Origin of the sequence: Paenibacillus sp. yr247, assembly GCF_900103825.1 — a bacterium.
GTDB lineage: Bacteria > Bacillota > Bacilli > Paenibacillales > NBRC-103111 > Paenibacillus_E.
In genome coordinates this window covers 422,238-446,058 of the sequence record NZ_FNIF01000002.1, presented here as the reverse complement: position 1 = coordinate 446,058, position 23,821 = coordinate 422,238, and the positions used below count along the sequence as shown (strand labels likewise).

At 46.6% G+C, this 23,821-nt stretch carries 19 protein-coding genes and 1 pseudogene; 11 read left to right on the top strand and 9 right to left on the bottom strand.

All coding sequences use genetic code 11. The annotated features are described in order from the left end of the window. The first annotated feature begins 6 nt into the window (after positions 1–6). From ilvC to BLT91_RS06715, 8 genes and pseudogenes are all read left to right on the top strand, one after another. Positions 7–999: a ketol-acid reductoisomerase gene (ilvC, locus tag BLT91_RS06750; RefSeq protein WP_090818472.1), complete on the top strand. Its 993-nt coding sequence runs from the start codon at positions 7–9 to the stop codon at positions 997–999. A 329-nt stretch (positions 1,000–1,328) separates the two neighbouring features. Continuing rightward, on the top strand, positions 1,329–2,876 hold the full coding sequence (locus BLT91_RS06745; protein WP_090819807.1) for a 2-isopropylmalate synthase: 1,548 nt from the start codon (positions 1,329–1,331) through the stop codon (positions 2,874–2,876). 95 nt (positions 2,877–2,971) lie between these two features. After that, the gene (locus BLT91_RS06740; protein ID WP_090819804.1) at positions 2,972–4,168 is read left to right on the top strand and encodes an aminotransferase-like domain-containing protein; all 1,197 of its coding nucleotides are present in this window, start codon (positions 2,972–2,974) and stop codon (positions 4,166–4,168) included. A 65-nt stretch (positions 4,169–4,233) separates the two neighbouring features. After that, positions 4,234–4,617, top strand: a pseudogene (locus BLT91_RS06735) (VanW family protein); the annotation flags it as partial. A 147-nt stretch (positions 4,618–4,764) separates the two neighbouring features. After that, entirely contained in the window at positions 4,765–5,220 is a 456-nt protein-coding gene (locus BLT91_RS06730; RefSeq protein ID WP_090818465.1) for a DUF2269 family protein, read from the top strand. 188 nt (positions 5,221–5,408) lie between these two features. Continuing rightward, positions 5,409–6,488 carry a 3-isopropylmalate dehydrogenase gene (gene leuB, locus BLT91_RS06725; protein WP_090818463.1) on the top strand — a complete coding sequence of 360 codons (1,080 nt, stop codon included), beginning with the start codon at positions 5,409–5,411 and terminating at the stop codon, positions 6,486–6,488. Between the two features lie 179 nt (positions 6,489–6,667). After that, a complete protein-coding gene (locus BLT91_RS06720) occupies positions 6,668–7,216 on the top strand; it encodes a peroxiredoxin (protein WP_090818460.1) in 549 nt (182 codons plus the stop codon). Positions 7,217–7,297: 81 nt separating this feature from the next. Then, on the top strand, positions 7,298–7,681 hold the full coding sequence (locus BLT91_RS06715) for a glycine cleavage system protein H (RefSeq protein WP_090818457.1): 384 nt from the start codon (positions 7,298–7,300) through the stop codon (positions 7,679–7,681). 48 nt (positions 7,682–7,729) lie between these two features. Here BLT91_RS06715 and BLT91_RS06710 read toward each other — a convergent pair whose 3' ends face one another. The 7 genes from BLT91_RS06710 to BLT91_RS06680 all read right to left on the bottom strand — a co-directional run bounded on the left by BLT91_RS06710 (position 7,730) and on the right by BLT91_RS06680 (position 19,910). Then, positions 7,730–9,691, bottom strand: coding sequence for a glycoside hydrolase family 15 protein (locus tag BLT91_RS06710; protein ID WP_090818453.1), 1,962 nt, complete (start codon positions 9,689–9,691; stop codon positions 7,730–7,732). Positions 9,692–9,911: 220 nt separating this feature from the next. Then, on the bottom strand, positions 9,912–12,983 hold the full coding sequence (locus BLT91_RS06705) for a 1,4-alpha-glucan branching protein domain-containing protein (RefSeq protein WP_090818450.1): 3,072 nt from the start codon (positions 12,981–12,983) through the stop codon (positions 9,912–9,914). After that, positions 12,980–13,537, bottom strand: coding sequence for a DUF4912 domain-containing protein (locus tag BLT91_RS06700; protein ID WP_090818447.1), 558 nt, complete (start codon positions 13,535–13,537; stop codon positions 12,980–12,982). The genes BLT91_RS06705 and BLT91_RS06700 overlap by 4 nt, the downstream gene beginning before the upstream one ends. 119 nt (positions 13,538–13,656) lie before the next feature. After that, complete coding sequence (locus tag BLT91_RS06695; RefSeq protein ID WP_141224940.1) at positions 13,657–13,875, bottom strand: hypothetical protein; 219 nt, start codon at positions 13,873–13,875, stop codon at positions 13,657–13,659. Positions 13,876–13,942: 67 nt separating this feature from the next. Continuing rightward, positions 13,943–16,351: a sugar phosphate nucleotidyltransferase gene (locus BLT91_RS06690; RefSeq protein WP_090818441.1), complete on the bottom strand. Its 2,409-nt coding sequence runs from the start codon at positions 16,349–16,351 to the stop codon at positions 13,943–13,945. 136 nt (positions 16,352–16,487) lie between these two features. Further along, a complete protein-coding gene (locus BLT91_RS06685; protein ID WP_090818440.1) occupies positions 16,488–19,394 on the bottom strand; it encodes a 1,4-alpha-glucan branching protein domain-containing protein in 2,907 nt (968 codons plus the stop codon). A gap of 9 nt (positions 19,395–19,403) precedes the next feature. Then, the gene (locus tag BLT91_RS06680; RefSeq protein WP_090818437.1) at positions 19,404–19,910 is read right to left on the bottom strand and encodes a DUF4912 domain-containing protein; all 507 of its coding nucleotides are present in this window, start codon (positions 19,908–19,910) and stop codon (positions 19,404–19,406) included. Between the two features lie 220 nt (positions 19,911–20,130). Between BLT91_RS06680 and BLT91_RS06675 the strand changes: the two genes are divergently transcribed. Beyond that, a complete protein-coding gene (locus tag BLT91_RS06675) occupies positions 20,131–20,553 on the top strand; it encodes a hypothetical protein (RefSeq protein WP_090818434.1) in 423 nt (140 codons plus the stop codon). Positions 20,554–20,613: 60 nt separating this feature from the next. On the opposite strand, the gene BLT91_RS06670 is transcribed toward BLT91_RS06675, so the two are convergent. Further along, on the bottom strand, positions 20,614–21,492 hold the full coding sequence (locus BLT91_RS06670) for a LytR/AlgR family response regulator transcription factor (RefSeq protein ID WP_141224939.1): 879 nt from the start codon (positions 21,490–21,492) through the stop codon (positions 20,614–20,616). Between the two features lie 69 nt (positions 21,493–21,561). Here BLT91_RS06670 and BLT91_RS06665 point away from each other — a divergent pair, with 69 nt between their 5' ends. Then, on the top strand, positions 21,562–22,206 hold the full coding sequence (locus BLT91_RS06665) for a hypothetical protein (RefSeq protein WP_141224938.1): 645 nt from the start codon (positions 21,562–21,564) through the stop codon (positions 22,204–22,206). On the opposite strand, the gene BLT91_RS06660 is transcribed toward BLT91_RS06665, so the two are convergent. Then, positions 22,177–22,818 carry a helix-turn-helix domain-containing protein gene (locus tag BLT91_RS06660; RefSeq protein ID WP_175532123.1) on the bottom strand — a complete coding sequence of 214 codons (642 nt, stop codon included), beginning with the start codon at positions 22,816–22,818 and terminating at the stop codon, positions 22,177–22,179. The two genes, BLT91_RS06665 and BLT91_RS06660, sit on opposite strands and share 30 nt — an antisense overlap. A gap of 197 nt (positions 22,819–23,015) precedes the next feature. Between BLT91_RS06660 and sigI the strand changes: the two genes are divergently transcribed. After that, complete coding sequence (gene sigI, locus BLT91_RS06655) at positions 23,016–23,795, top strand: RNA polymerase sigma factor SigI (RefSeq protein WP_090818422.1); 780 nt, start codon at positions 23,016–23,018, stop codon at positions 23,793–23,795. Positions 23,796–23,821: the final 26 nt, after the last annotated feature.

Below are 23,821 nucleotides of genomic sequence, written 5' to 3'. Positions count from 1 at the left end.
ATTCGAATGGCAGTTACTACTTACTATGAAAAAGATGCAGATTTAGCGGTACTTAAAGGTAAAACGATCGCAGTTGTTGGTTATGGTTCCCAAGGTCACGCACAAGCACAAAACTTGCGTGACAGCGGATTGAACGTTATCATCGGACTTCGTGAAGGTCGTTCTTGGAATGCAGCTAAAAATGATGGTTTCGAAGTTGTATCCGTTGAAGAAGCGGCAAGACGCGCTGACGTTATCCAAATCTTGATGCCGGATGAAACACAAGCTCGCGTATACCGTGAGTCCATTCAGCCGAACATGAAAAAAGGCGCAGCGATCATGTTCTCCCACGGATTCAACATCCATTTCGGACAAATCGTAGCTCCTGAAGGTACAGATGTATTCTTAGTAGCTCCTAAATCCCCAGGTCACATGGTACGTCGTACTTATGTTGAAGGCTTTGGCGTTCCTGGCTTGATCGCAATCGAGAAAGACGCTACAGGCAACGCAAAAGCAATCGGTCTTGCTTATGCAAAAGGTATCGGCTGTACACGTGCAGGCGTTATCGAAACTTCCTTCCGTGAAGAAACAGAAACAGATTTGTTCGGTGAGCAAGCTGTCCTTTGTGGTGGTGCAACTGCACTCGTTAAAGCAGGATTCGAAACGTTGGTTGAAGCAGGCTATGCGCCTGAAATGGCATACTTCGAGTGCTTACATGAGCTGAAGCTGATCGTTGACATGATGTACGAAGGCGGCATGGCTTCCATGCGCAGCTCCATCTCCAACACAGCTGAATACGGTGACTATGTAACTGGACCTCGCATCATCACTGATGAAACAAAGAAAGCAATGAAAGAAGTACTTTCCGATATCCAACAAGGTAAATTCGCTCGCGACTTCATCTTGGAGAACCAATCCAACAACGCGTTCATGAACGCAACTCGCCGCAATGAAGCACAGCACCCAATCGAAGTAGTCGGTTCCCAACTACGCGAAATGATGCACTGGATCAAAAAGTAATTTAAGCACTCATCCAATCATATACTTATCCATTCCACAGGGAGTGATTGAGGAGAATTTCCCAATCACTCCCTGTAAATACTATAAAGACGAGTAAAAATTTATCTGTAAATCTTTAAAACCTTCTTCGAAATGCCAAGTGTAGGGCTCAGTGTTTGTCGGAGAAGCGTAGCGATCGTATTTGAAAACGTGTCCCTACCTTTTGTTTATTAAGATGAGGGGACACGTTTTCAAGAAACGATCGGAGACAAATGCTGAAGAACGGAACGGTCGGGCTATTCGGCTTCGATGGTTAATAGAACAATCGAGATCTTTTAGGAGGTGACATGGTGCGCAAAATCTACATCTTTGATACAACGCTCAGAGACGGAGAGCAATCGCCGGGTGTAAACCTGAACACGCAGGAGAAGGTCGAGATCGCACTTCAGCTTGAGAAACTTGGTGTCGATCGTATGGAAGCTGGTTTCCCAGCTGCATCACCAGGTGACTTGGCAGCCGTTAATGCCGTAGCGAGAGCTGTCAAAAATGCCTCTGTTATCGGTTTGTCCCGTTCGAGGGAGAATGACATCGAGGCCGTCCGTGAAGCGCTGCAGGGTGCCCAAGACCCTTGTATTCATCTATTCCTAGCGACTTCCCCGATTCATCGGCAGCATAAACTGCGGATGGAGAAGCACCAAGTGTTGGAGTCAGCCGAGGCTGCGATTAAATATGCGAAGAAGTATTTCAGCAAAATCGAGTTTTCACTCGAGGATGCAGGCCGCACTGAGCTGGATTTCATCGCAGAAGTAACAGCAATGGCAATTCGTGCTGGCGCTTCCGTCGTGAATATTCCGGATACCGTCGGTTATATGACACCGTACGACTATGGTAATATTTTTAAAATGCTCAAGGACACGGTGCCGGGCATTGAGAAGATTCAGCTGAGCGCGCACTGCCATGACGACCTCGGAATGGCTACGGCTAACGCGCTAGCAGCAGTGTTGAATGGTGCCGATCAAATCGAAGGCACCATCAATGGGATCGGCGAGCGGGCGGGCAACACCTCGATCGAGGAAGTTGTACTGGCGCTAGAGACGCGTCAGGACTTCTATCAAGCGAAAACATCGCTTGTTCTGAACGAGATCTACCGCACCAGCCGTTTGGTCAGCAAGCTGACCGGCATGGTGGTGCCGGGCAATAAAGCGATCGTCGGCGCTAACGCGTTCGCCCATGAGTCCGGCATCCATCAGGATGGGATGCTCAAAGAGAAAACGACTTACGAGATTATTTCCCCTGAGACCATCGGGGTCAAGGAAAGTAAGCTCGTGATGGGTAAACACTCCGGACGCCATGCGTTCCGTGAGAAGCTAATCGATCTAGGCTACGATCTCGGAGACGAGCAAGTGAACGTTGCTTTCGCCAAGTTCAAAGATTTGGCAGATCGCAAGAAGCAGGTCGAAGATGAAGATATTCGCGCGTTGATCGAAGAGAAGTTGATCGAGACGCCGGAAATTTTCGCGCTTGGGACGCTTCAGGTTGCTTATGGTAACCGGATGACGCCTACCGCAACGGTGCATGTTCGTTTCCAAGATGGCAGTGAAGTGGCAGAAAGCGCGGTCGGTAACGGCTCGGTTGATGCGATTTATAATGCGATTGATAAAGCAACGAAGGAAGACGTCGAACTTGCTGACTACTCCATCAAATCCGTCTCCCACGGGAAAGATGCGCTCGGCGAAGTACACGTAGTACTGAAGCAGAACGACGTGTCCGTTCAAGGACGCGGTATATCAACGGATATTCTGGAAGCAAGCGCCAAAGCGTATTTAGACGCTGTGAACAGGCTCATTGATAAACGCAAAACCCCAACAAGCAACAGAAGCAACGTCACGTTGATTTAACCTCCATGGGTCCACGGCACCACCCAAGATAAGCACCTCACCTCCAAGCATAGAGGAGGGGTGCTTTCTACAAATGCGAAAGGATGCGTCCATTTATGAAGTATCGATTTTCTAAATCGCTAGAAGGTTTCTCATCCTCGGCGGTCAGAGAAATTCTCAAGCTGACACAAGGCAGCTCGATTATTTCTTTTGCTGGCGGATTGCCTGCTGAAGAGTTTTTCCCATTGGACGCAGTGAGTGATGCGTTTCAAAGAGTGATTGGCGGCGGGAAGTCAGCGCTGCAGTATGGCTTAACTGAGGGCTACAGGCCGCTGCGCGAAACCTTATGCAAACGGATGGCTGCTAAGAATATGCACGTAACACCCGACGAGATGCTGCTGACGACGGGTTCTCAGCAAGCAATCGATCTTCTAACGCGTGTATATATTGATGAAGGTGATGTCATTCTTGTTGAGAGACCGACTTATCTGGCAGCGATTCAAGTGTTTCAAGCCAAAGGCGCGAAGATTCATTCGGTGAATAGTGATAATGACGGAATGATTCTCGAGGATTTATCAGCCAAAATCGCGGAGCATAATCCAAAGATGGTTTACGTCATTCCTACTTTCTCGAATCCGGCCGGTCGTGCATGGAGCTTGGAACGCCGTCAAGGCTTACTTGATATTTGCCGCGCCGCGGATGTGCTTATTCTGGAAGATGATCCCTATGGGGAAATCCAGTTTAACGAAAGCGAAACGTACCCATCCATTTTTTCTTTGGGCGGTAAGGCTGAGGGCGGGAATGTTGTTTACACCAGCACCTTTTCCAAAACTGTCGCGCCTGCCTTCCGGACAGGATGGGTGATGGGTGACGAGACTGTTATTCGCCAAATTGCCCGTTTTAAGCAATCGGCGGACCTGCACTCTAGTACCATTGATCAGCAAACACTGTATCATCTGCTTGAAAACTTCGATCTGGACGAACATATTTCATTAATTCGTGAACACTATTACGATCGGATGAAATTCATGTCAGGTCTGTTGAAAGAGTTAAACTGGCCTGGGCTGAAGTGGGAGGAACCGAAAGGTGGCATGTTCATCTGGGTTGAGCTGCCGACACATATCCGTGCAGAAGATCTGCTGAAAATCGCGGTAAAAGAAGGCGTAGCCTTTGTTCCGGGATCCACATTCTTTGCTGAAAATCCACAATACAACACGATGCGTCTGAACTACACGCATACAGATCGTGCGAACACGATTCTCGGTATGCGGAAGTTAACGATGGCCATGGAATCTTATCTGCAAAATGCCTAATAATGAACAGCACCTAAAGCCTAAACAGGCTAAAGGTGCTGTTTTTGTAAATTGACATGGAATATATTTCAAATTATGATAAATACCGGCACAGCTATGACGTATTTCCGGATGCGGGTAGGAGTCAGCCTTTTGGCACAGGAGCTACTTGCTTTTACAATTATTTGGACTTGCAAATTCGCAACGATACCGAGCAAAATGTTCAACTTGTGATTCGTATGACGGATACCCATCTGTTTGGAGAGTGGAGAGCAGGGCTGCCACGGATACATACGTATGAGATTTACGAGAAGAAGCACTGGATCACTCGAGAGTATTGGGGGGGTTACGTGCGGCACAATAAAATTTATCGCAAGGTGTTCAATCAGGAGCAGGAGATGGTCCGTGATGAATGGATAACGGAGAATCATGCAGTTATGATGTATGAGCCTTTGTTGGAGAAAGGCTGATCTTCTGAAAAGAATTGATGAAAACTTAATCAATTATCTGGATAGCGTTACCATTTGTAGTAAATAAAACATGGATGATTCAGCTCTTTCGATTGTATGATTAAACAAATTGTTGTTTATATATTACAACGGAAGGGTGTGTTTCGTATGAAGTTTCTCATTTTGATTCACGTGCTTTCAGCCATTATCGGGGTTGGCCCCACGTACTTCGCACATGTGCTTCTGAGAAAAAATCAAACGTTGGATGAGCTGCGCTCCTCTCTGCGTGTAGGAGGTCGGCTTGAGGTGTTTCCCAAGATCGGAGGAACACTAGCCGTACTTACAGGTTTGCTTCTGATCTGGTTAGGTGATTATGGCACCTTCATGCAAACTTGGTTGTTTGGTTCGCTCGTTGCATACATTCTGATTCAAATTATTGCCATTGGCTTCGCGACTCCAAATCAAAAAAAGCTGGAAAGTTGGGTGCTTGATCCTGTTAATCAAACGGCGACAAGCCTTCCTGCAGAACAGCTTATTCAGTGGATAAAGGCTCGCAACTACTTTTACGGAGCATCGGCGATTGGTCTTATTTTGTTCATCTTCATGATTGTTAAGCCGAATTAACAGATGCCCTCTCTTGTATTATTGCAAGAGAGGGCTTTTTTGGATTCAGCTATTATAGGTTATACCTATTAAAGCAATAGCTTTTATATCTAATGGAGAGGGTTATCTTATGTTACAATGGTAGCATCATATAGCGATAGTAAATGCTTACATAGCAGTTTTACTAATCTAAGGAGTGAATGGCAGTCATGGCAGATGTAAAAAAAATTGCTGTAATCGCTGGAGACGGCATTGGTCCAGAAGTCGTTGCAGAAGCGGAAAAAGTATTGAAACGTACCGAAGAATTATTCGGTTATCAATTTGAAACAGAGCATGCCTTGTTCGGCGGTATAGCAATTGATGAGAAAGGTACGCCGCTTCCGGAAGAAACGCTGAAGGTGTGCCAATCCGCAGACGCAGTGCTTCTCGGGGCTGTTGGCGGACCCAAATGGGACAACAACTCCAAAGAGCTTCGTCCTGAAACAGGTCTTCTCGGTATTCGTAAAGCGCTTGGATTGTTCTCGAACATTCGTCCAGCTTTCATTTTTGACTGCTTGAAAGAAGCTTCCACGCTCAAGCCTGAAGTTCTGGAAGGCACAGATTTGATCGTTGTTCGTGAATTGACAGGCGGGATCTATTTCGGTGAGAAATTCCGTCGTGAAACAGCGAACGGTCAAGAAGCTGTAGATACTTGTGCCTATAATGTAACGGAAATCGAGCGTATTGCTCGTCAAGCGTTTGAAATTGCCCAAACGCGTCGTAAGAAGCTGGCTTCCGTTGATAAAGCGAACGTTCTGGAAACTTCCCGTCTATGGCGCGAAACTGTGAATCGTATTGCTGTTGATTATCCGGATGTTGAGCTCGAGCACGTGCTCGTGGACAACTGTGCAATGCAATTGCTGCGTCGTCCATCCAGCTTCGACGTGATTGTGACTGAAAATATGTTCGGTGACATCTTGAGTGATGAAGCAGCGATGCTGACAGGATCCATCGGTATGCTGGCATCTGCTTCTCTTGGTGAAGGCAGCTTTGGCTTGTACGAACCCGTACACGGCTCAGCGCCTGATATCGCAGGTCAAGGCATCTCCAATCCGATCGCAACAATTCTATCTGTTGCTTTGATGTTCCGTTTGACTTTCGGCTATCACGAAGCAGCGGATTCCATCGAGCGCGCGGTGAAAGAAGTGTTGGATGCGGGTCACCGTACAGGCGACATTGCTGTTGATAAGAGCAAAGCGATTGGAACAATAGCTATGGGCCAACTGATCGTAGACGCTATGCGTAAATAAGAAAAAAAGCTTGTCTGACGAGGCAGTAAGTTGCTTCGGAGGGCGGCTTTTTTATTGTTCATCAAGCCTTCATATTTAATAATAATTATTATATAGTATCTAATCTAATTATTGACTTTCAAGTAGGCGGATGGTACCATTTTATACGAATAAGATAGATTTGAGGAGGAATTATACACATGGCAGAGCGTTTAGTAGGTAAACAAGCTCCGGATTTTACAATGGAGACAGCTACTGGTGATGGTAAAGAATTTGGTAAAGTTTCTTTGTCAGATTACAAAGGAAAATGGTTAGTATTGTTCTTCTATCCATTGGACTTCACTTTCGTATGTCCGACAGAAATCACAGCACTTAGTTATGCTGCTGCTCAATTCAAAGAATTGAACACGGAGATTCTTGGTGTTTCCATCGACAGTATCCACTCGCATAAAGCTTGGATCAATACACCAGTCAATGACAATGGTCTTGGCAAATTGGAATTCCCTCTTGCTGCTGATATTACGAAATCCGTAGCACGTGACTACGGCGTTCTGATTGATGAAGAAGGTATCGCGCTTCGCGGTCTTTTCATCATCGATCCAGAAGGCGAAATGAAATACGAAGTTGTTAACCACAACGACGTAGGCCGCAGTGTTGAAGAAACACTTCGTGTTCTTCAAGCGCTTCAATCCGGCGGATTGTGCCCAATGAATTGGAAACCAGGCGACAAAAATCTGGTTGCAAAATAAAGCTTTAATACATAGAGAAGCTCCTCTTGTTGGCATGCGAATGCGGGCAGGGGAGCTTTTTCTTCATGAAGGAGTGCGTCTATGTCAGTACCTACGAATTTGAAATATACGAGAGATCATTACTGGATACGCCAAGAAGCGGATCAGGCTGTTATTGGCCTAACCGAAAGAGGCCTGGAGAAATTGGGCATGATTCTGTTCATTGAACTCCCGGAGCAGGGTGCGGTGTTGGGGCAAGGTTATTATATAGGCGCGGTGGAGACCGCCGAAAGTGAACACGATCTGCTCTCACCTTTATCCGGTAAAGTGACAGCCGTTAATATGCTGCTGGAAAAGGCTACGCTGATGCTGCATGAATCTCCATATGATAAAGGGTGGTTATTTAGAGTGGCATGTAGTGAACCGTCGGAGCTGGAGCAGCTCTGGGATGCGCAGACGTATGGGCAGAATAATCTAATGGAGTAGGTAGTCAACAGAAAAGCCGTTCCATGGGGAACGGCTTTTCTTGTTTGATTATTTCGTCAGCTGTTTGTATTTATTGAGATATTTTACAACGGTAAGCACATAAGTTGCATGTGACCAAGTGAGTGGAGCAACAGATACCGGCTCACCTGTGAAAGGATCTAATTGTTCAGATAGAACGCCGCTTTCCATCGCGTGTTTGACGACCCATTCGAGCGTTTGGCGCGGGGCCGCGAGATCAGCCAGTGTTTTGGCGTATTCGATTTCCCACTCGGCTATCCACAACGTACAAATAATCCAAGGGTTACCTGGCACATTTTCAATATCTGTGGAGCGTTGGAAATAATAATCATGATGATAGCGGGCGAAGCCGCCAACTTCGGTTTTGATCATGAGACCAGCTTTATTGGCTTTCATTGTGCCCACAACACGCTCATCGTCTGCAGGCAGAACGCCGAATTCAAAGATGCCGTAAACGGAGCTTTCGAGCGTCATATCCTTAACCCATTCGCCATCCTCCATGTACAAGCCGCGAACGAATCGACCTTCTTTCTCGTCCCACAGATGCTTGAGGATACCGGATTTAATTTTCTCAGCTGTATGTTTGTAGCGGTTGCTTCGCTCTTCGTCACCAAACAGGTTGCTAAAGTTGGAAGCAGCAATAAGTCCGCCATACACGGCTGAAGCTGTAAACGTATAAATCCCGTAACGCTCCTCCCAAAGATCGTAGCTGGGCTTCGGCAAATTCAATTCCTGATCAATATATGTGGACATGAATCTGGCTGCTCTGCGAATGAGGTTGCGATAAAGGGATTGGGCAAACTCGAGGCTTCCATTTTTCTGAAAATCCTGCCAAAGTGCAAATAAGACTAGGGCTGTTTCATCTTCTTGAATAGGAAGCTGTACACGTCCGGAATGAATGTATGGATGCCAACTGGAGCCTACCGTGCCGTCCGGATTGTATTTATGATGCAAGTAACCTTCGGGTGACAGCACGTTCGCACAGAAGTTAAAGAAAGGAATAATCATACCTTGGTAGCCAGCCATCGACATGGAATAAGCAATTAAAGCGCCGTCTCGGGGCCACATATAGCTGTAATGATCGCGGTTGCTCTGCATAATATCGGAATCGTTCGCGGCGATGATAGCACCGTTCACGTCTGTTTGAGTCCTGACAAGCAGCAGACTTTGTTTGAAAAGTCGTTGAACATCAATATTCAAATCACCGTAATCACGATCAATTTTATTTGCCCATCTTTGCCAGTAAACCGTCACACGGTCAAGAAGTTTGCCAGGATGGCTGTCTTTCACATAGGCGTCGAGCTTCTTGACTTCCTCCAGTGTTTTGCCTGCACCCATCCAATAGTAAAGTGTTTGGTTGGCGTTAGGCGGAACGAAAAGTCTAAATGAAATCGTACTATCTACTGAACCTTGTGCGATGGCATTTCCCATGAGATGGCCGTCTTCCGCATCGCGCCATGTTCCCTCGGCGTTAAAAAATCTTTTGACACCTGTAGAATATTGATAAATGCCTTCCGTTCCTGTACTGCCGTTAAACATAAAATATCTGTCTTTTTTATAATGGAATACCGTATCGGTCAAAGGATAGTAGGCGGCTGTATCCCCAACTTCGGTCTCATTAATGAGTAGGTCTTGATTGAAGAACATCCGTACTTCACGAACGGTACCAGTGTGATTCGTAATTTGGATCCGTTTAAGGTAAATATCCTCGCGTTGATGAACCCCGTCATTCATGAGCAGGGTGATGCCAAGACCGGGATGCGCAGCAGTCACTTCGGTGACGAGCGAATCCTCCACGTAACCAAGTTTGAATTGCCACTCGGGGGCATTCAACCAAGCGAAGTCGCCATCTACCCATATACCTACACGGCATTGATACCCGCCAATATGATTAAGCTGGCCTACGAAAGGATAATAGAGATCACGCATGTAGGAATGCTGATCTAGGTTAATAAGAAATTTTCCGTTTCCGATGACCAGGTGTCTAGGCATTAAAAATCACTTCCCCACTCGTTTGTATGATCGCGATTTATGAACCGTCCTTGAGGTATCCGCCTTTGGATATCGCGTCTCTTGCAATGCAATTGCAGGACATTGCTAGCACAGGGCCTGCCAATAGGTTACCTAATTATTACCAAGGAATCAATCATTCTTTGAAATAATGCTGAAAATTTAGACTGGTCACGCTTACAAACTGACATAGTTACCCATATTATTTTATTATTTCCTTCTGATGCAGGAATATACCCGATTTTTGGGAGTGAAGGAGAATCAATTTTTTGTAAGTTTCTGTAGTTCGTGTACGGATTTGTTCCCAACTAAAGGTGTCGCTGACTTTAGTCGAAGCGGCTCCAGTGAGTTGAGTTGTGATATTGGGGTTTTGCAAAAGCTGGGTGATTTGCCAAGCTAGTGCGTTCGCATCCCCTGGCGGCACTTTGCAGCCGTTAATACCATGGTCCACAATCTCAGCAAGACCACCAGTATCAGAAACGATGAGCGGCGTACCACTTGCCATTGCTTCCAAAGCTACAAGACCAAATGGTTCATAGAGACTTGGGAATACACAGAGCTCTGCGGTGTGCAAAAGCAGATTTTTGTCTGTTTCATCTAGGAAACCAGTGAAGCTAACCCGGTCACCCAGTGGAGCGGCTAGTTGTTGGAGCGCTTCAAGCTCAGGTCCGGAGCCAGCGATAACCAGCTTAGCTTCGGGGTAACGTTTGAGCACGAGCCGCATGGCGGATATGAGGATGTGCACGCCTTTTTCATATACAAGCCTTCCGAGGAAAGCAAGAATTCGATTTTGTGAATCTCTAGAAAGAGCATTAGAGAGAAGCGGGTTAACAATCTGAAGGGAAGCTGCAGGTGCGCGAAAAGGAACAACACCATTAGGTATATGAGTTATTTTATGCATAGGTACTTGAAAGAGACGCATCACTTCTTGCTGCATATAAAGACTGCATACAACGAGCTGATCGGCTTCGTCGGCTAACTTATTTTCTAACGCATGTATCCGTTTTTGCACCGGGGTATCCAGCTTCCCTTGATTTCGACCATACTCGGTGGCATGGATCGTTGCAAGAAGCGGGAGATGAAGCGCACTTTTACATTCTTTGGCTGCGTAAAAGACAAGCCAATCGTGGGCATGAATGATATCGAACAGCATGCCTTGCTCAGATAAGCGAAGGACCGAATCGGTGAAAGCCAAATTCATTTGAAATACCCAATCAAGGAAGTGAGTAGTTCCGGTTGATTGAAGAACCTCTACGCGATGAATATGCACCCCATCGGATAGCTCATAAGGAAGACAATCGGGAGTAAGGCATGTTATGACATGAACCTCATGGCCGGATGCAGCAAGCTGCCTAGATAGGTCGCAAACGGCTCGGGCGAGACCGCCAATCACACGTGGCGGATATTCCCATGCGAGCATGAGAATGCGCAAGGTTGAGTGTGTGTTGGAAAAGGGAATGCACGTTATAGAAATCGATGGTACTTCGAATGGAGACGATGAAGCAGGGCCTGCTGTTGTGCTTATGGAAGAGCTAGTGGCTGTGCCACTGAAAGAACTGCTAAAAGAGCTAGGTTGGAAAAGAAGGTAGTGAAGCTCTGGTAAAAAAGGGGATCTCCGTTCTAAGGAAATCACGAGTTCAGAAAGCTCTTTGTCTGAGCATGCAGTTTCTAGCGCGTTAAGCAATTTATGGAAATGGGATAAATGCGTTTCAATACGGTTCACCGCATAGTCGGTTACCGTCTCTGCATCTAGGATGAACGTCCAGTCGCTGCTCTGCGCGAGCATCAGCTCTCGCGCGGCTTGGTTAAGCGCACGCTGCTGCATCCCAGTGAGCAGCTGCGGGTTGGGGTGCTTTTGCGCAGCAAGTACCAGACGATCCTCCGCCGCGTGCAGCAGCGGATGAACCCACTGGCTGCGCGGCTGCAGCCAGACCTCGGCATAGCCGCCCCGGCCCCAGCTCGACACGGGAAGCTTCGCTTCCGTGGTCGGTGCATGGGCGGCGGCGTAACCGCCTAACGTAGTCGTATCTGCGACTACGTCATCATGGCTGCGCGCGGCAGCGAACCCGCGCAGCACTGCCTCAAGCCACTGGTGGCCTTCGTACCACCAGTGCCCGAACAGCTCGGCATCGTATGGACATACGATGACCGGCGGTGCCGCAGGCCGCGCTGCGCTGCAGCCAACGGCTAAAGCCTGCGCCTCGCGCTCCTCAGCGAGGCGGCGAAGCTGCGCCACCCGGCTAGCGACGAAATGCTCAGCATGCTGCTGAGCTTTCTGAGCGGCCCTTGCCGGGTGGTAGGGCGCTTTGGCGTCACCAGCGGCTGCGCCGGTGACGCGATAGTACTTGAAGCCCGTATGGATGCGTTTACCGTCCGGCAGCACATAGGGCTTCAAGTACTCCCACTCGGCACCGCCACTGCGGCCGAGGTCGTAGCCGATATCGCGATAATATTCGCGATAGTCGGCGTCGCTCGGGTACCCGACTTCTGCGCTCCATACTTGAGCGCCGGCTTCGAGGTCCCGAGCAAAGGCGCAGGCCCCGCTCTGCGTGCGGAGCGGGGCTCCAGCCGTGCTCTTTGCATTTGCCCTGCCCTGTGCTTGATTCGCCGTCACCGCCTGTGCGTGAGCATGGGCGTCGACGACGAAGTAGCGTAGGCCCATCGCCTGCAGGTGGGGCTCCACCGCAGGCGTATACCCGCATTCCGGCAGCCAGATGCCTGCCGGAGCAGACCCAAAATGCCGCCGGAATTCCTGTACGGCGGCTTCAAGCTGCGCGCGCAGCGCGGGGTCGTTCTTGACCAGCGGCAAGAACGCATGCGTTGCGGCGCACGTAATTAATTCTAAGCAGCCTGAGTTTCTTAGGCTGCGGAACTTACCGATCAGATCGCCACGAAGGCGATCGTACAAAGCAAGCAGCCGATGATATTGATCGGCATAGAGCCTCGCTGTGGGGCCGAAGTCGGCATGACCCCATAGGCGGAAGACTTCTCGCTGAGCTAGTTCACACAGTGAGGCTAGATGCTTTCGAAGCCTCTTTTGGAGGCCTGAATCCTCCAGCATGGCAAGCAGCGGCGGGGATAAGGATAATGTGAGGTGAAAGGGCACATCCTCTTCGAGCAGACGCTCCATCATTTCAATCAGAGGAAGATAGCTGTCCACAACCGCTTCGAAAAACCAGCGTTCTTCTAAGGTGATGTTGGACTCCTCATGACGAACGTAGGGGATATGGGCATGCAAAAGCAAAGCGACATAACCGTTTACGTTTGTGCTCAATCTGTATCGCCTCCGGATTCCGTATCTGCAGAGTATGCTGTCTTCGGCGAATACACCGAATAGGCAGAGAAATGCTCATAAGCTTCAGGCGTCTTTAGCTGAAAGGGAACGGCAGCAGGCCGATATATAACTTGTTGTTCATTCGTTATTTGGTGAGAAGGAAGTTCATGACTCGTATTTATATGAGGAGTCAGAATCGTATTGGAACGCAAAAGCGGGAGAAACTGTCCCTGATCATTCACAATACCGAGATCCGCGAAGTAACGTTGGCCTGGGTCAAAGCCGCCTAGAAAGCAGGATGCACCTTGAGGAAGCGGAAGCTCTGAGACCCTGTCGGCTCTATGGCTGTCGACCCCTTGATCGGCTACATCATAAAAGCGCAATGTCGGCTGAAGCGTCTGCCAGTCTGCATCGAAATGTTCATGCACCATTCTGCCTTTTCTGGCAGAGAGCTGCCAATAGGCAAACAGGACAGTCGGGGACTGTACGAGCAAGTGGAGGGTATCCCTATCAGTTCGATCAACAGAGAGAGCTTGGGTAGGAATCAGACTCACCTTTTTTCAGGGTAGTAATGGGATAAGCCGCATGGACCTTTGAACAATATTGTAGCATATGCACCTACAAACGAAAAATCTCCACCTTATAAAAAAGGGGGAGATCTCATGTATATCCTCTACTTGGTTGGATTTTGGCCTTCCATGTACCGGGTTTCCGTAAGTCTCATTAAGGAATCATACCGATTCACGGATGTGAAAACCAATAGATATTCATCCTGTTTTACATTGGTATAAGATGCTTTGAAACCGGTATGATACTGAACTGTCATGCTGGAAGATTGATCGTCATACTGCACAAAATCGATCTGTCTAGAAATGCTTGGAATCATATTCACGCCGCTCTCCCCTTCATCTTAAGACTTCGGAAAACCCGAATTGGATATATCTGTACTATATTTATGCTTATTGAAGCACATTTAGAATATGGTCCCGATAGGAATGGACAAGCCGCTCGGCAAACTCAGGAACTGTCGATTGCGCAACGAGTTGAAAAACAGGATCATCAGCATCCGGAAGCAGCAGGATCCAACTATTCTCATGATAAAATTTAATACCGTCGACCAGCTCGACAGGTGTATCCTTCGTCCTTTCCATCATGCTCCGCATCACTTCTCCTTTGGAATCCCAAGGGCAATCGATTCGTTCACGATGGAGATAAAAGCTCGGAAACAAGGAGAGCAGCTCCGAGAGTGGAATGCCTGTTCTGTCCAGATGAAGAATGACTAACCCAATGGCGAAAAGAGAATCGAACAGCGGATGCATCCTCGCTTCTAGCGTAGCTTCGAGGATGGCACGAGACCACTCCTTCGTACGAACAATCTTCGCACCTAGCCCCTCAGCCATGCTTTCAAGGAGTTCGGGGGCGCTTACGGGAGCACCAATGGTTGCTCCTGGGCGGCTGTGCAGATAACACAGATAGAGAAAAACGGTTTGCAAATCGTTATCTACGATTTCGCCTTTCTCTGTCACTAGCTGCAGGGTGCGGCCATCATCGTGGATGCGTAATCCAAGACTCGCACCAGCTAACGGGATAATAGGTAGAAGCGGCTCTTGCGTACTTGTAGATGTAACATGGATAGCTTCAATCCCCAATTTTTCGAAAAATGGAACGATAAAAGGCTGCAGCCAGGAACTTGCTTCAATGACAATCCGCAATGATGTCGTAGGCAAGTTTTCTCGTTCGATTGCGATTTCTTGGGCTAGTGCGTTTATATACGTTTGGAACCAATGAGTTTCATCCTTGTAGCTGCCAATCTGCTTCATAGAAGCCCGCCCATAGTCTTCCTGCCAAAAGCTATTTTCCACTTTACGCTCTGTTGATTTCGCAATGGGTAGTCCCTCAGCGTCCATACAGGATAGACTGCATTCCTCGTTCTCATTGCCGGACCAATCGAGATGAATTCCTCCTGAGGCACCTAAATGTCGAATAGCAAAGCAAGCCGCAGGAGCCAAACAATCCCCTAAATCAATGACGTGCGTACCGACAGATTGTAGGCTTGCCGTCAGTGTTCGCTTTAATAAACGAGTGAACGTATGAGGAGCACAGCTAACTGTGAGCGTTTTACCATAGGCTAAGGTTGCTCCGTAGGCTGTGGCGAATTTAGCGACCATTTCCGGTGTTAAATCCAGATTAGGAATGCCGCTTACCCCGCGTGTCTTATATAATGTTTTGACAGCGTGATCACCCCAAATATAAGAAGTATGAAGACGAGTCTTCTCACGAATTTGTTTATGGGGCCATATTTTCACATTGGGCTCAATACGGCACTTCGCGCCGATGACCACATGATTGCCGACTACAGAGCCTTCCCCCAAATAGGAGGCCTCTTTGCAAACAATGCGACTGGTCAATGTGGAACCGGCCAATTCGTTGTACTGTGCAATGTGATTATGATCCCATAACACACTTCGCGTCAGCTTGCTTCCTTTGGAAAGCCGATTATTTTGCCCGATGATGCAGTATTCACCAATCTCTACCTCATCTTCCAACCTGCTCCCTTTCCCAATGAAAGCAGGTCCGACTATATGTGCGGTAGCACTTGTCTCTACATCATCTGCTATGTAAACGCGGGGGCTGATTTGTGTGCCGTGTATGTCTAGCTGAACTTTCCCATCGAGCATATCAAACTGGGTTTGACGATATTGCTGCAGGTTGCCAATATCCATCCAATAACCAGAGCTGATATACCCATAGAGACCATTTTTTTCTTCGAGCAAAGCAGGGAAAAGCTGCTGACTGAAATCAAATTCTTGCCCCAGCGGTACACGTTCCAGCATCTCTGGCTCTAAGATATAAATTCCGGTATTTACCGTGTCGCTAAACACTTCCCCCCAGCTTGGTTTCTCCAGAAAACGAGTAATAAGGCCATCCTCATTGGTCATGACAACGCCATATTCCAGAGGGTGACTGACACGAGTCAGTACTAGAGTAGCTTTTGCTTGTTTTTCTTTATGAAAAGCCAATGCTTGCTTCAAATCGAAATCGGTTAGCGCATCCCCGCTAATGACAAGAAAGGTATCGTCTAGAAATTTGTGTGCCTGTTTGACGCTTCCAGCTGTACCTAGAGGGCTTGTTTCTTCGAAATAATGGAGATTAACGTTAAAAGCTTGTCCGCTGCCAAAATAGTCGCGTATCACTTCAGGTTTATACTGCATCGTGACGGCAATATCATGAATGCCGTTTCTTTGAAGCAGTTCAATGATATATGCCATGCAGGGCCTTCCAAGGAGAGGCACCATGGGCTTGGGGAGATGACAAGTAAGGGGACGAAGTCGCGTTCCTTTACCTCCGGCCATAATAACAGCCTTCATTTGGGGTCCTCCTTAGAGTTTTCGTAAGAAAACTTGCTTCGTAAGCATGAGCCTTAGAGTTTTCGTAAGAAAACTTGCTTCGTAAGCATGAGCCTTAGAGTTTTGCTTTTACAAAACTAGCATCGTAAGCGTAAGTTTAGAGTCTTGCTTCGACTTGAATGACAGGTTGGTAGTAGGTCAGCTTTCGGTACTCATCCTGGATATTTTGAGCGATATGGCTCCATTGGTAATGCTGTTGAAGCAATTGGTAGGCGTTATCGGCCATCTTGGCGGCCTGTTGCGGCTGCAGCAGCATTTCAGTAATATGCCAAGCTAACGAATCCACATGCCCTGGGAGAGCCTTATAGCCGTCAACACCATGTCTAATGATTTCAGCTAAACCGCCTGTATCGGAGAGCACGAGTGGTTTGCGGTTGGCCATGGCTTCCAAGGCAACGATACCGAAAGGTTCGTACAAACTAGGAATAACACAAACATCCGCAGATTGATAAAGCTGTGTACGATAGGTATCATGAACGAATCCGGTAAACAAGGCGCGATCTCCTAGATGAGCAGCTTGGGAGCGAAGTTCGCCTTCCATCGGCCCTGATCCGGCAATAATGAGCTTAGCCCGCGGGACTTGTGAAAGGATTTTGGGCATGGCAGCAAGTAAAATTTGAATACCTTTTTCATAAACAAGCCTTCCAATGTAAAATATGACTTTGTCTTGATTCGCAACGACATCAGGTCGGTTCATCTTCTCCTTACTTGGACTTAGAATCTGAATACCGTTCGGATGCACACTGACCTTATCGGAAGGAAGGTTGAATATACGTCCTACTTCCTCTTTCATATACAAGCTGCATACAAAAACACGGTTAGCCTCATAAGTCAGTTTCCACTCTAAGTGATGAATCTTCTTCTGCAAGTCGGAGTATAGATTTCCTTGATTCCTTCCCCATTCGGTTGCATGTATTGTGGCTATTAAAGGGATGCCGTAGCTGGCTTTTATTTCTCTTGCGGTATGGAAGACCATCCAATCATGCGCATGCAAAAGGTCGATTCGGCCTCCGTTTTCATTCCATTTGACAAGATGATCGATCATCGCGAGATTCATTTCGAATGTCCAGTGGTAAAAGTGAGTATCACCGGAATGATCAACTGGGAGCCTATGTACATAAACACCATTCATCCTTTCAAAAGAAGGCGCACCCTCGGCTGAAGTTGTGATGACGTGCACATTTTCCCCGCGAGCGGCAAGAGCTTCAGATAACTCATGGACGGCTGTTGATAAGCCGCCGACATGTTTGGGCGGGTATTCCCAAGCAAGCATGAACACGTTCGGACGGTGTTTCGTTTCCTCCAGTAATGTTTCCCAGTCCATTAAACTTGGAATAATAGGAATTGGGGAAAGCCGCTGTATGCTGATGTAATCTTGATAATCGATAGCAGGGAAGCAGTTGTCTTTCTCTTCTATAACAGCTAAGAGTATCTCGTCTACAAGCTCCCGATCCACCTGATCACAGAGATGGTGGAAGCAGCCAAGATGACTCTTCGTTCGGCGAATGGCATAATCGACAACGGTCTGTGAGTCCATTATGAACGCCCAATCGCTGCTTTGAGCCAGCATGAGCTCTCTTGCGGCTTGATTCAAAGCCCGTTTGAGCACTCCCGCGCTCAACATACTATGGCGTCCCAGATGCTCATGTTTTGTTGCAAGCAGAATCATACGCTCTTCGGCTTGATGAAGATGACGATAAATCCAGTCATTATGCCCTTGCAGCCATACTTCGGCTGAGTGGTTGCGCCCCCAACTGGATTCGTTCAATTTGCCGACATCGGCTATGGGATATTCATTCAGATATTCACTAGGTGTAATCATCTTAACTATGTGCTGATCGAGAAACATTTTACGACAGAGCTGTTCAAGGAAGCTCGGGCCTTCGTACCACCAATGGCCAAACAACTCTGCATCATAGGGCGCTACGATGATGGGTTTACGATCCAGCCAGCGGTGCCAATGCTGGGCCTGTTTTTGGCGATTCGTCAAGAAATCATCAGCATGTTCAGCAGCTTTTTTCAAGGCCAACTCTGGATGATAAGGCTCTCTGTGGTTGCCATTTCCAGTGATGCGATAGTATTTAATCCCTGTGTTCACCCGTTCATTCGTAGGCAGCACATGAGGCTTTATATATGCCCATTCCTCGAGATCATTCCAGCCGAGATCCCAGCCGATGTCGCGATAATACTCGCGGTAGTTAAAATCTCCTGGATATCCGTTATCGTCACTCCATACTTGACTTGCGGATTCCGGATCACGAGGAAATGCCGTTACGCCGTAAGGTGTCATGAGCGGGGCAACTAATTCTCGATTTGGCTGTGGTGAAGCGAAAGCAACGGCTGTGGAATCCGTGAAGAAATAATGGATGCCGGCCTGCTTCAAGATGCGGTCAATACCAGGCGTGTAGCCGCATTCGGGTAACCAAATGCCGCGCGGCTTTTGGCCGAAATGACGCTCATAATCACGCACAGCGGTCATAATCTGCGCTTTTATCGCCTCTTCTGTTTTCATGAGAGGAAGAAATCCATGCGTTGCTGCGGATGTAACAATTTCAATAAGACCTAAGTCTTGATAGTGTTTGAATGACTTAATGACATTTCCTTTACAGCTATTGTACAGATTCTGAAGCTCACGGAAACGTTCCGAATACCGGATGGCCAGAGGAAGGAGAGAAGGGTTCTTCTGCAAACGAATTTGTTCGGCATCTGCCAGTCCGATTAGCTTGCTCAGGTAAGCGCGGTACCTTTCTTGCATGAGCGGATCACTGAACAGAGAAAGCAGAGTCGGGGTCATGGAAAAGGTCATGCGGAAATCAATCTGATCACGAGATAGATGATTCATAACTTCCAATAAAGGTAAATACGTTTCCGTCATGGCTTCGTAAAACCACCGCTCTTCCATAACATCGTCCTGATCCTGGTGACGGATGTAGGGAAGGTGAGCATGCAGCACGAGGGCGAAATATCCCTTGAGCTCGGGCTTCGATTTGATTCGATTGATCAAGGGATATTGTCACCTCACATAGGGAGAATAGACTTGTATATTTTCGAAAAAATATGGCATGATTCGATTATAGACACGATCAGATTGTGCTTCCGGTACAACCGCTTGAATCGGTTCTCCCCATATCGCTTCTGTATCCTTAGGAGTTGCAACGCAATTGGAACGAAGTAGAGGAATGAACTCGTGTTCCCAAGTGTAAGTGCCGATATCCGCGATGTAGGTACGGTTAGCACCTAGATAGTGAAGGTACCAATTATTAGCTTCAGGTAGCGTCGTTACGTCCCAGTAAGCATGTGCGTTACTGCCATTGAAGTACATATTGGTCACGTCGTACAAGCGTATTACTTTGGGCATCGCCCCATAGTCGCATTCAAAATGCTGAGCAACAAGCCACCTCCGTCTGTCACTTATTTCCCAATAGACATAGAGCGAATGTGCACCCACGACCATAAGATGGAGTAAGTCCTTATGATATCGATCGGGAACCTCGAACCCTGCGATAGGTAAAGCCTTCAAGGTGATTCCTCTTTTCTGGTTAACGCTTTTTTATACCTTTTGACTGTAAAAGCATTCGCCTTTACCCAGAAAAATATGCGTGGATTGCTAAAATCTAGCTGTCCATGTAAAAAAGGAATTTCATACTTTTCCGGCGAATATATTGGATTAATCCGGGTAAACAAAGTTTATGCTTACGATGCAAGCTTTCCTCACGGAAAGCGCTAAGGGAGGGATATCCATGAGTTTTTGTTGTGGTGCCAGTATGATTGGAACGAAAGGAACATTAAAGCATATTCGCACACAAATTCACAATGTGCCCATTCTCTTCTGCCCGGTATGTCACCGCATTGAGGTTCACTATCTGGTGGAGAACGAATACGAGATACTTGCGGAATACGCCCACGGGGACGGGGCTCCTGAGGTTGATTTTGTGGAATACGTAGATGGCAAGGATCATCTGCTGCATGACAATTGTGTCAACCATGAGGGCGAAGAGCCTATGGATATTGTGCGCAGTCAAATCGACATGGCGCTTGACCTGCTGGGAGTCGCTAAGTCCATTAGCGATGCCGAATGGGAAGATCAGCTTATGAAACGTTTGAAGATGCTGAGTGTAAGACGAGATAAGCTGAAAAACAAAAAAGCCTCAAAGCATATGTAGAGGTTTGCATGATAAAGGCCACTCTCTTTTCCTAACGGAAGAGGGAGTGGCTATTTGTTGTTAGACCTTGGTATGAATTTCCTGCAGTAATCGCGCAAACTCCTTTTGCAGGTTTCTGCTTAAAGGAATTTTCACGGGAGTATGGTTCAAATGAATAAGAAATCTTCGCGAAGTAGGAAATCCGCTTTCTTTCACATAGGAAACCACATGTCGCATATTGACTAGGAATCCTTTGAATGGGCTGAACAAATGAGGGGAGCTCTGAGCCAGTATATCCGATAAATTTGTGCTGGATTCCATGTGAGCTCCATTCACAAGATGGATCCTTGTCAAACGCTTGTCTTCTTTTTCTACGAAGAGGATGGAGTCCTCCGAGATGGGCAGCTGTGATTTTTGATTTTTGACAGTAATCCACCTTGCACTGGTAGGTTTTGGTGCTTGTATAAGCTGACTTCGCTCCAATTGCACCTCCGCAATGGCCTTCCGAATAGCCGCTTGAAACTTAGGCAACATCACAGGTTTGGATAGAAAGTAGAGGGATCCCAGGTCATGAAAACACGTCAATATATGATCAATATTCGTCGTTCCGCTAACCATAATGACCTTCTGCTGATAACCGGCCCTTCTTAAGGACTGAACCATGGTGATGCCGTCTAAATTCCCTTCCAATCCAATATCTACGAGCAATATGTCGGGCAGCAGCTGGTCATATAATCGAATAAATTGTTCGCCATCAGAAACGATTGAGATGACGTTTAATCCGCATTGCTGGCTGTAGCTTTCAAGTAATTTGCCGGCCCAATAATTATCTTCCACGATGGCAACAGTGAAACGGTGCCCCATACGTTCATCGCACTCCAATCCTTTCACCCATTGTCCCCATGCATCCTTTGTCAACTTATGCTCAGAAACAGCCAACTTATTCCACTTTGAAGGCAAAAGAACAGTTATCCTGTATAGTTCTAGGTGTGGCTTTAAGTAGTAAGTTATCTAAGAGCAAGCTTAGGAATGAGGGATTCGTATTTGTTTACATGGGTGAAGTTTATCCTAACCTGTATTGATTTTGTCCCTATGATTTTATTCTCATTGGTATTATTCAGACAAAGACTTAAACCACATTGGATACAAATATCGTTCGCTGCACTAGCAGGAACGATGGTCGCTTATTTTGATAATTGGCCATTATTATACGTAAGTATCATTTGTTTGTTACTTATGGCTGTTTGGAAATTTAATCTAGTGCCTGCATTAATCATAGCATTATCAGGATATATCCTGTCCGTCATTGTGGCTACAGGTGTCCTTATTGGTTGTGAATTGACCCAGTTCACTGACTATGCAAACATGAAAGATGACCCGTTAACAACAGTTATCATTCTACTTTTAACCGTTATGGCGAAATGCAGTGTTCTTCTTGCCATTATAAAGCTTAGACTCGGATTTACTTTTCTATCGAATTACACGAGAATACCGCTGACGCAAGAAAATGTAGGATTCTATCTCTTCATTGTCGTCGTTATTCTCGGCATCGCATACCGTCATTCGTATCCATATAGCGTACTCAGCGCACTGATGCCGATCCAAATGCTAAGCATAGCAATTGTGCTCTTCATCTATGTCATGCTAGGTAAGGAACTTGGCTTTCAAAGATGAGTGGCGAACGCAGGAATCGGTTTCCACAACAAGACCTGTATTACGAGCCTCATATTCAAGAAGCGTCTGGTGATATTTCTTCTGTGATATAGCGGCGATGGTGACACAAGGACCTTCATCATAAGTATCAAAATAAAGTTTGCCTTCTGAGGGGGCATACTTTTTTATTTTGTTCAGATTAACGAATAGGTGCATGTCCAATTTCACAAAATGGTGGTCAATTAATGTTTCTATGAAGCTAGTGAAGGCTACAAGAGATTCTACGTTTTCCTCTATGATTCCTTCTGGCGAAACATATTGGATAGATTTAATGCCGAACTCAACATACCAGACGTTATCTAAACGGATTTGAAGGGGAGTCTGCCAAGTTGAGGCTTCTTCAAGATATCCTGCCTTCATAAGTAAATCCGTATAAGGATACTGATACGCTTGTGATAGCTTTCTCAAGGTGTCAGGGGATGGCTTGATAACATCATTCGTGGTACGATTACGTCCGAGCTCTAAGTCCCTAATGTAGGCATGAGATAAGCCGCATTTACTTGCAACTTTACGTAAGGACATTTTACCTCGCAGCGTCTCGAGAAACTTGCCAAAGTGATTGCCTTGTTCCAAATGAAACACCTCCATACCCTTAATTGTAAAGGATTTAGGGTTAAAATGAAATCACGACCAAAGGTTTTATTTGCCATTAGGTGCAGATTTGAACATGTATGGTATAATAACTTTACTTTTTATTTGTGTTTTCCTTAAATCGTACCCCCCGAATTGTTATACATAGGGACGAAACTACTATACTGTGAGGTGGAAAGGTGCTACTGGTACTATTCAAACGGTTTCTTGGGAAGAAGGAATCCCAGGGACAAAGTGAACCCCATGCCTCTTCCCTTGAGGTAACCATACATCAAATTCAAGCAGGAGACCTACGACTTAGGAATCAATTTATTGCCGACTACCAGCCCTATGTGGCTAAAGTTACAAGTAGGTTTTGTAAACGATATATCGATCCGGCGCGAGATGATGAATTCAGTATTGCTTTAGGGGCCTTTAATGAAGCTATTAATCAATATTCTGCCGTCATGGGAAGGTCCTTCCTTGGCTTTGCAGAAACAGTCATGCGGAGGAGATTAATTGATTTCTTGCGCAAAGAACAGCGTTTCAAAGGACAGATTCCTTATAGTTCATTCGATCAGGAAGATGATGAAGATAACCTACTCAATCCGATTGAAGTTCATCAAGCTATCGAAGCTTATGAAAAGCAAAAGGGACTTGAAGAACGGCGAAGTGAAATTACTGATTTTAGCCGATGCTTAAGTGATTTTGATATCGATTTCTCTGAATTGACAGAAGCATCCCCTAAACACGACGATTCCCGACAGATGCTGTTTGGTATCGGTCGCACGCTAGCACAGGATGCAGAACTTATGCGTACTCTTCTGACGAAACGGCAGCTGCCCATTAAAGAGCTGCTGGAGCAGGTACAGGTTTCCAGAAAAACATTGGAGCGAAACCGTAAATATTTGATAGCGATTGCTCTCATCTTTAACGGTCCATATCCTTACTTGCGGGATTATTTACATATTCGAGAATGAGGAAAGCATAAAGAAAGGACGAACAG

Coding starts and splice junctions, on each gene's coding strand:
- ilvC (WP_090818472.1), top strand. CDS start 7: ATGGCAGTTACTACTTACTATGAAAAAGATGCAGATTTAGCGGTACTT.
- BLT91_RS06740 (WP_090819804.1), top strand. CDS start 2,972: ATGAAGTATCGATTTTCTAAATCGCTAGAAGGTTTCTCATCCTCGGCG.
- BLT91_RS06730 (WP_090818465.1), top strand. CDS start 4,765: ATGAAGTTTCTCATTTTGATTCACGTGCTTTCAGCCATTATCGGGGTT.
- leuB (WP_090818463.1), top strand. CDS start 5,409: ATGGCAGATGTAAAAAAAATTGCTGTAATCGCTGGAGACGGCATTGGT.
- BLT91_RS06720 (WP_090818460.1), top strand. CDS start 6,668: ATGGCAGAGCGTTTAGTAGGTAAACAAGCTCCGGATTTTACAATGGAG.
- BLT91_RS06715 (WP_090818457.1), top strand. CDS start 7,298: ATGTCAGTACCTACGAATTTGAAATATACGAGAGATCATTACTGGATA.
- BLT91_RS06710 (WP_090818453.1), bottom strand. CDS start 9,691: ATGCCTAGACACCTGGTCATCGGAAACGGAAAATTTCTTATTAACCTA.
- BLT91_RS06690 (WP_090818441.1), bottom strand. CDS start 16,351: ATGAAGGCTGTTATTATGGCCGGAGGTAAAGGAACGCGACTTCGTCCC.
- BLT91_RS06675 (WP_090818434.1), top strand. CDS start 20,131: ATGAGTTTTTGTTGTGGTGCCAGTATGATTGGAACGAAAGGAACATTA.
- BLT91_RS06665 (WP_141224938.1), top strand. CDS start 21,562: ATGAGGGATTCGTATTTGTTTACATGGGTGAAGTTTATCCTAACCTGT.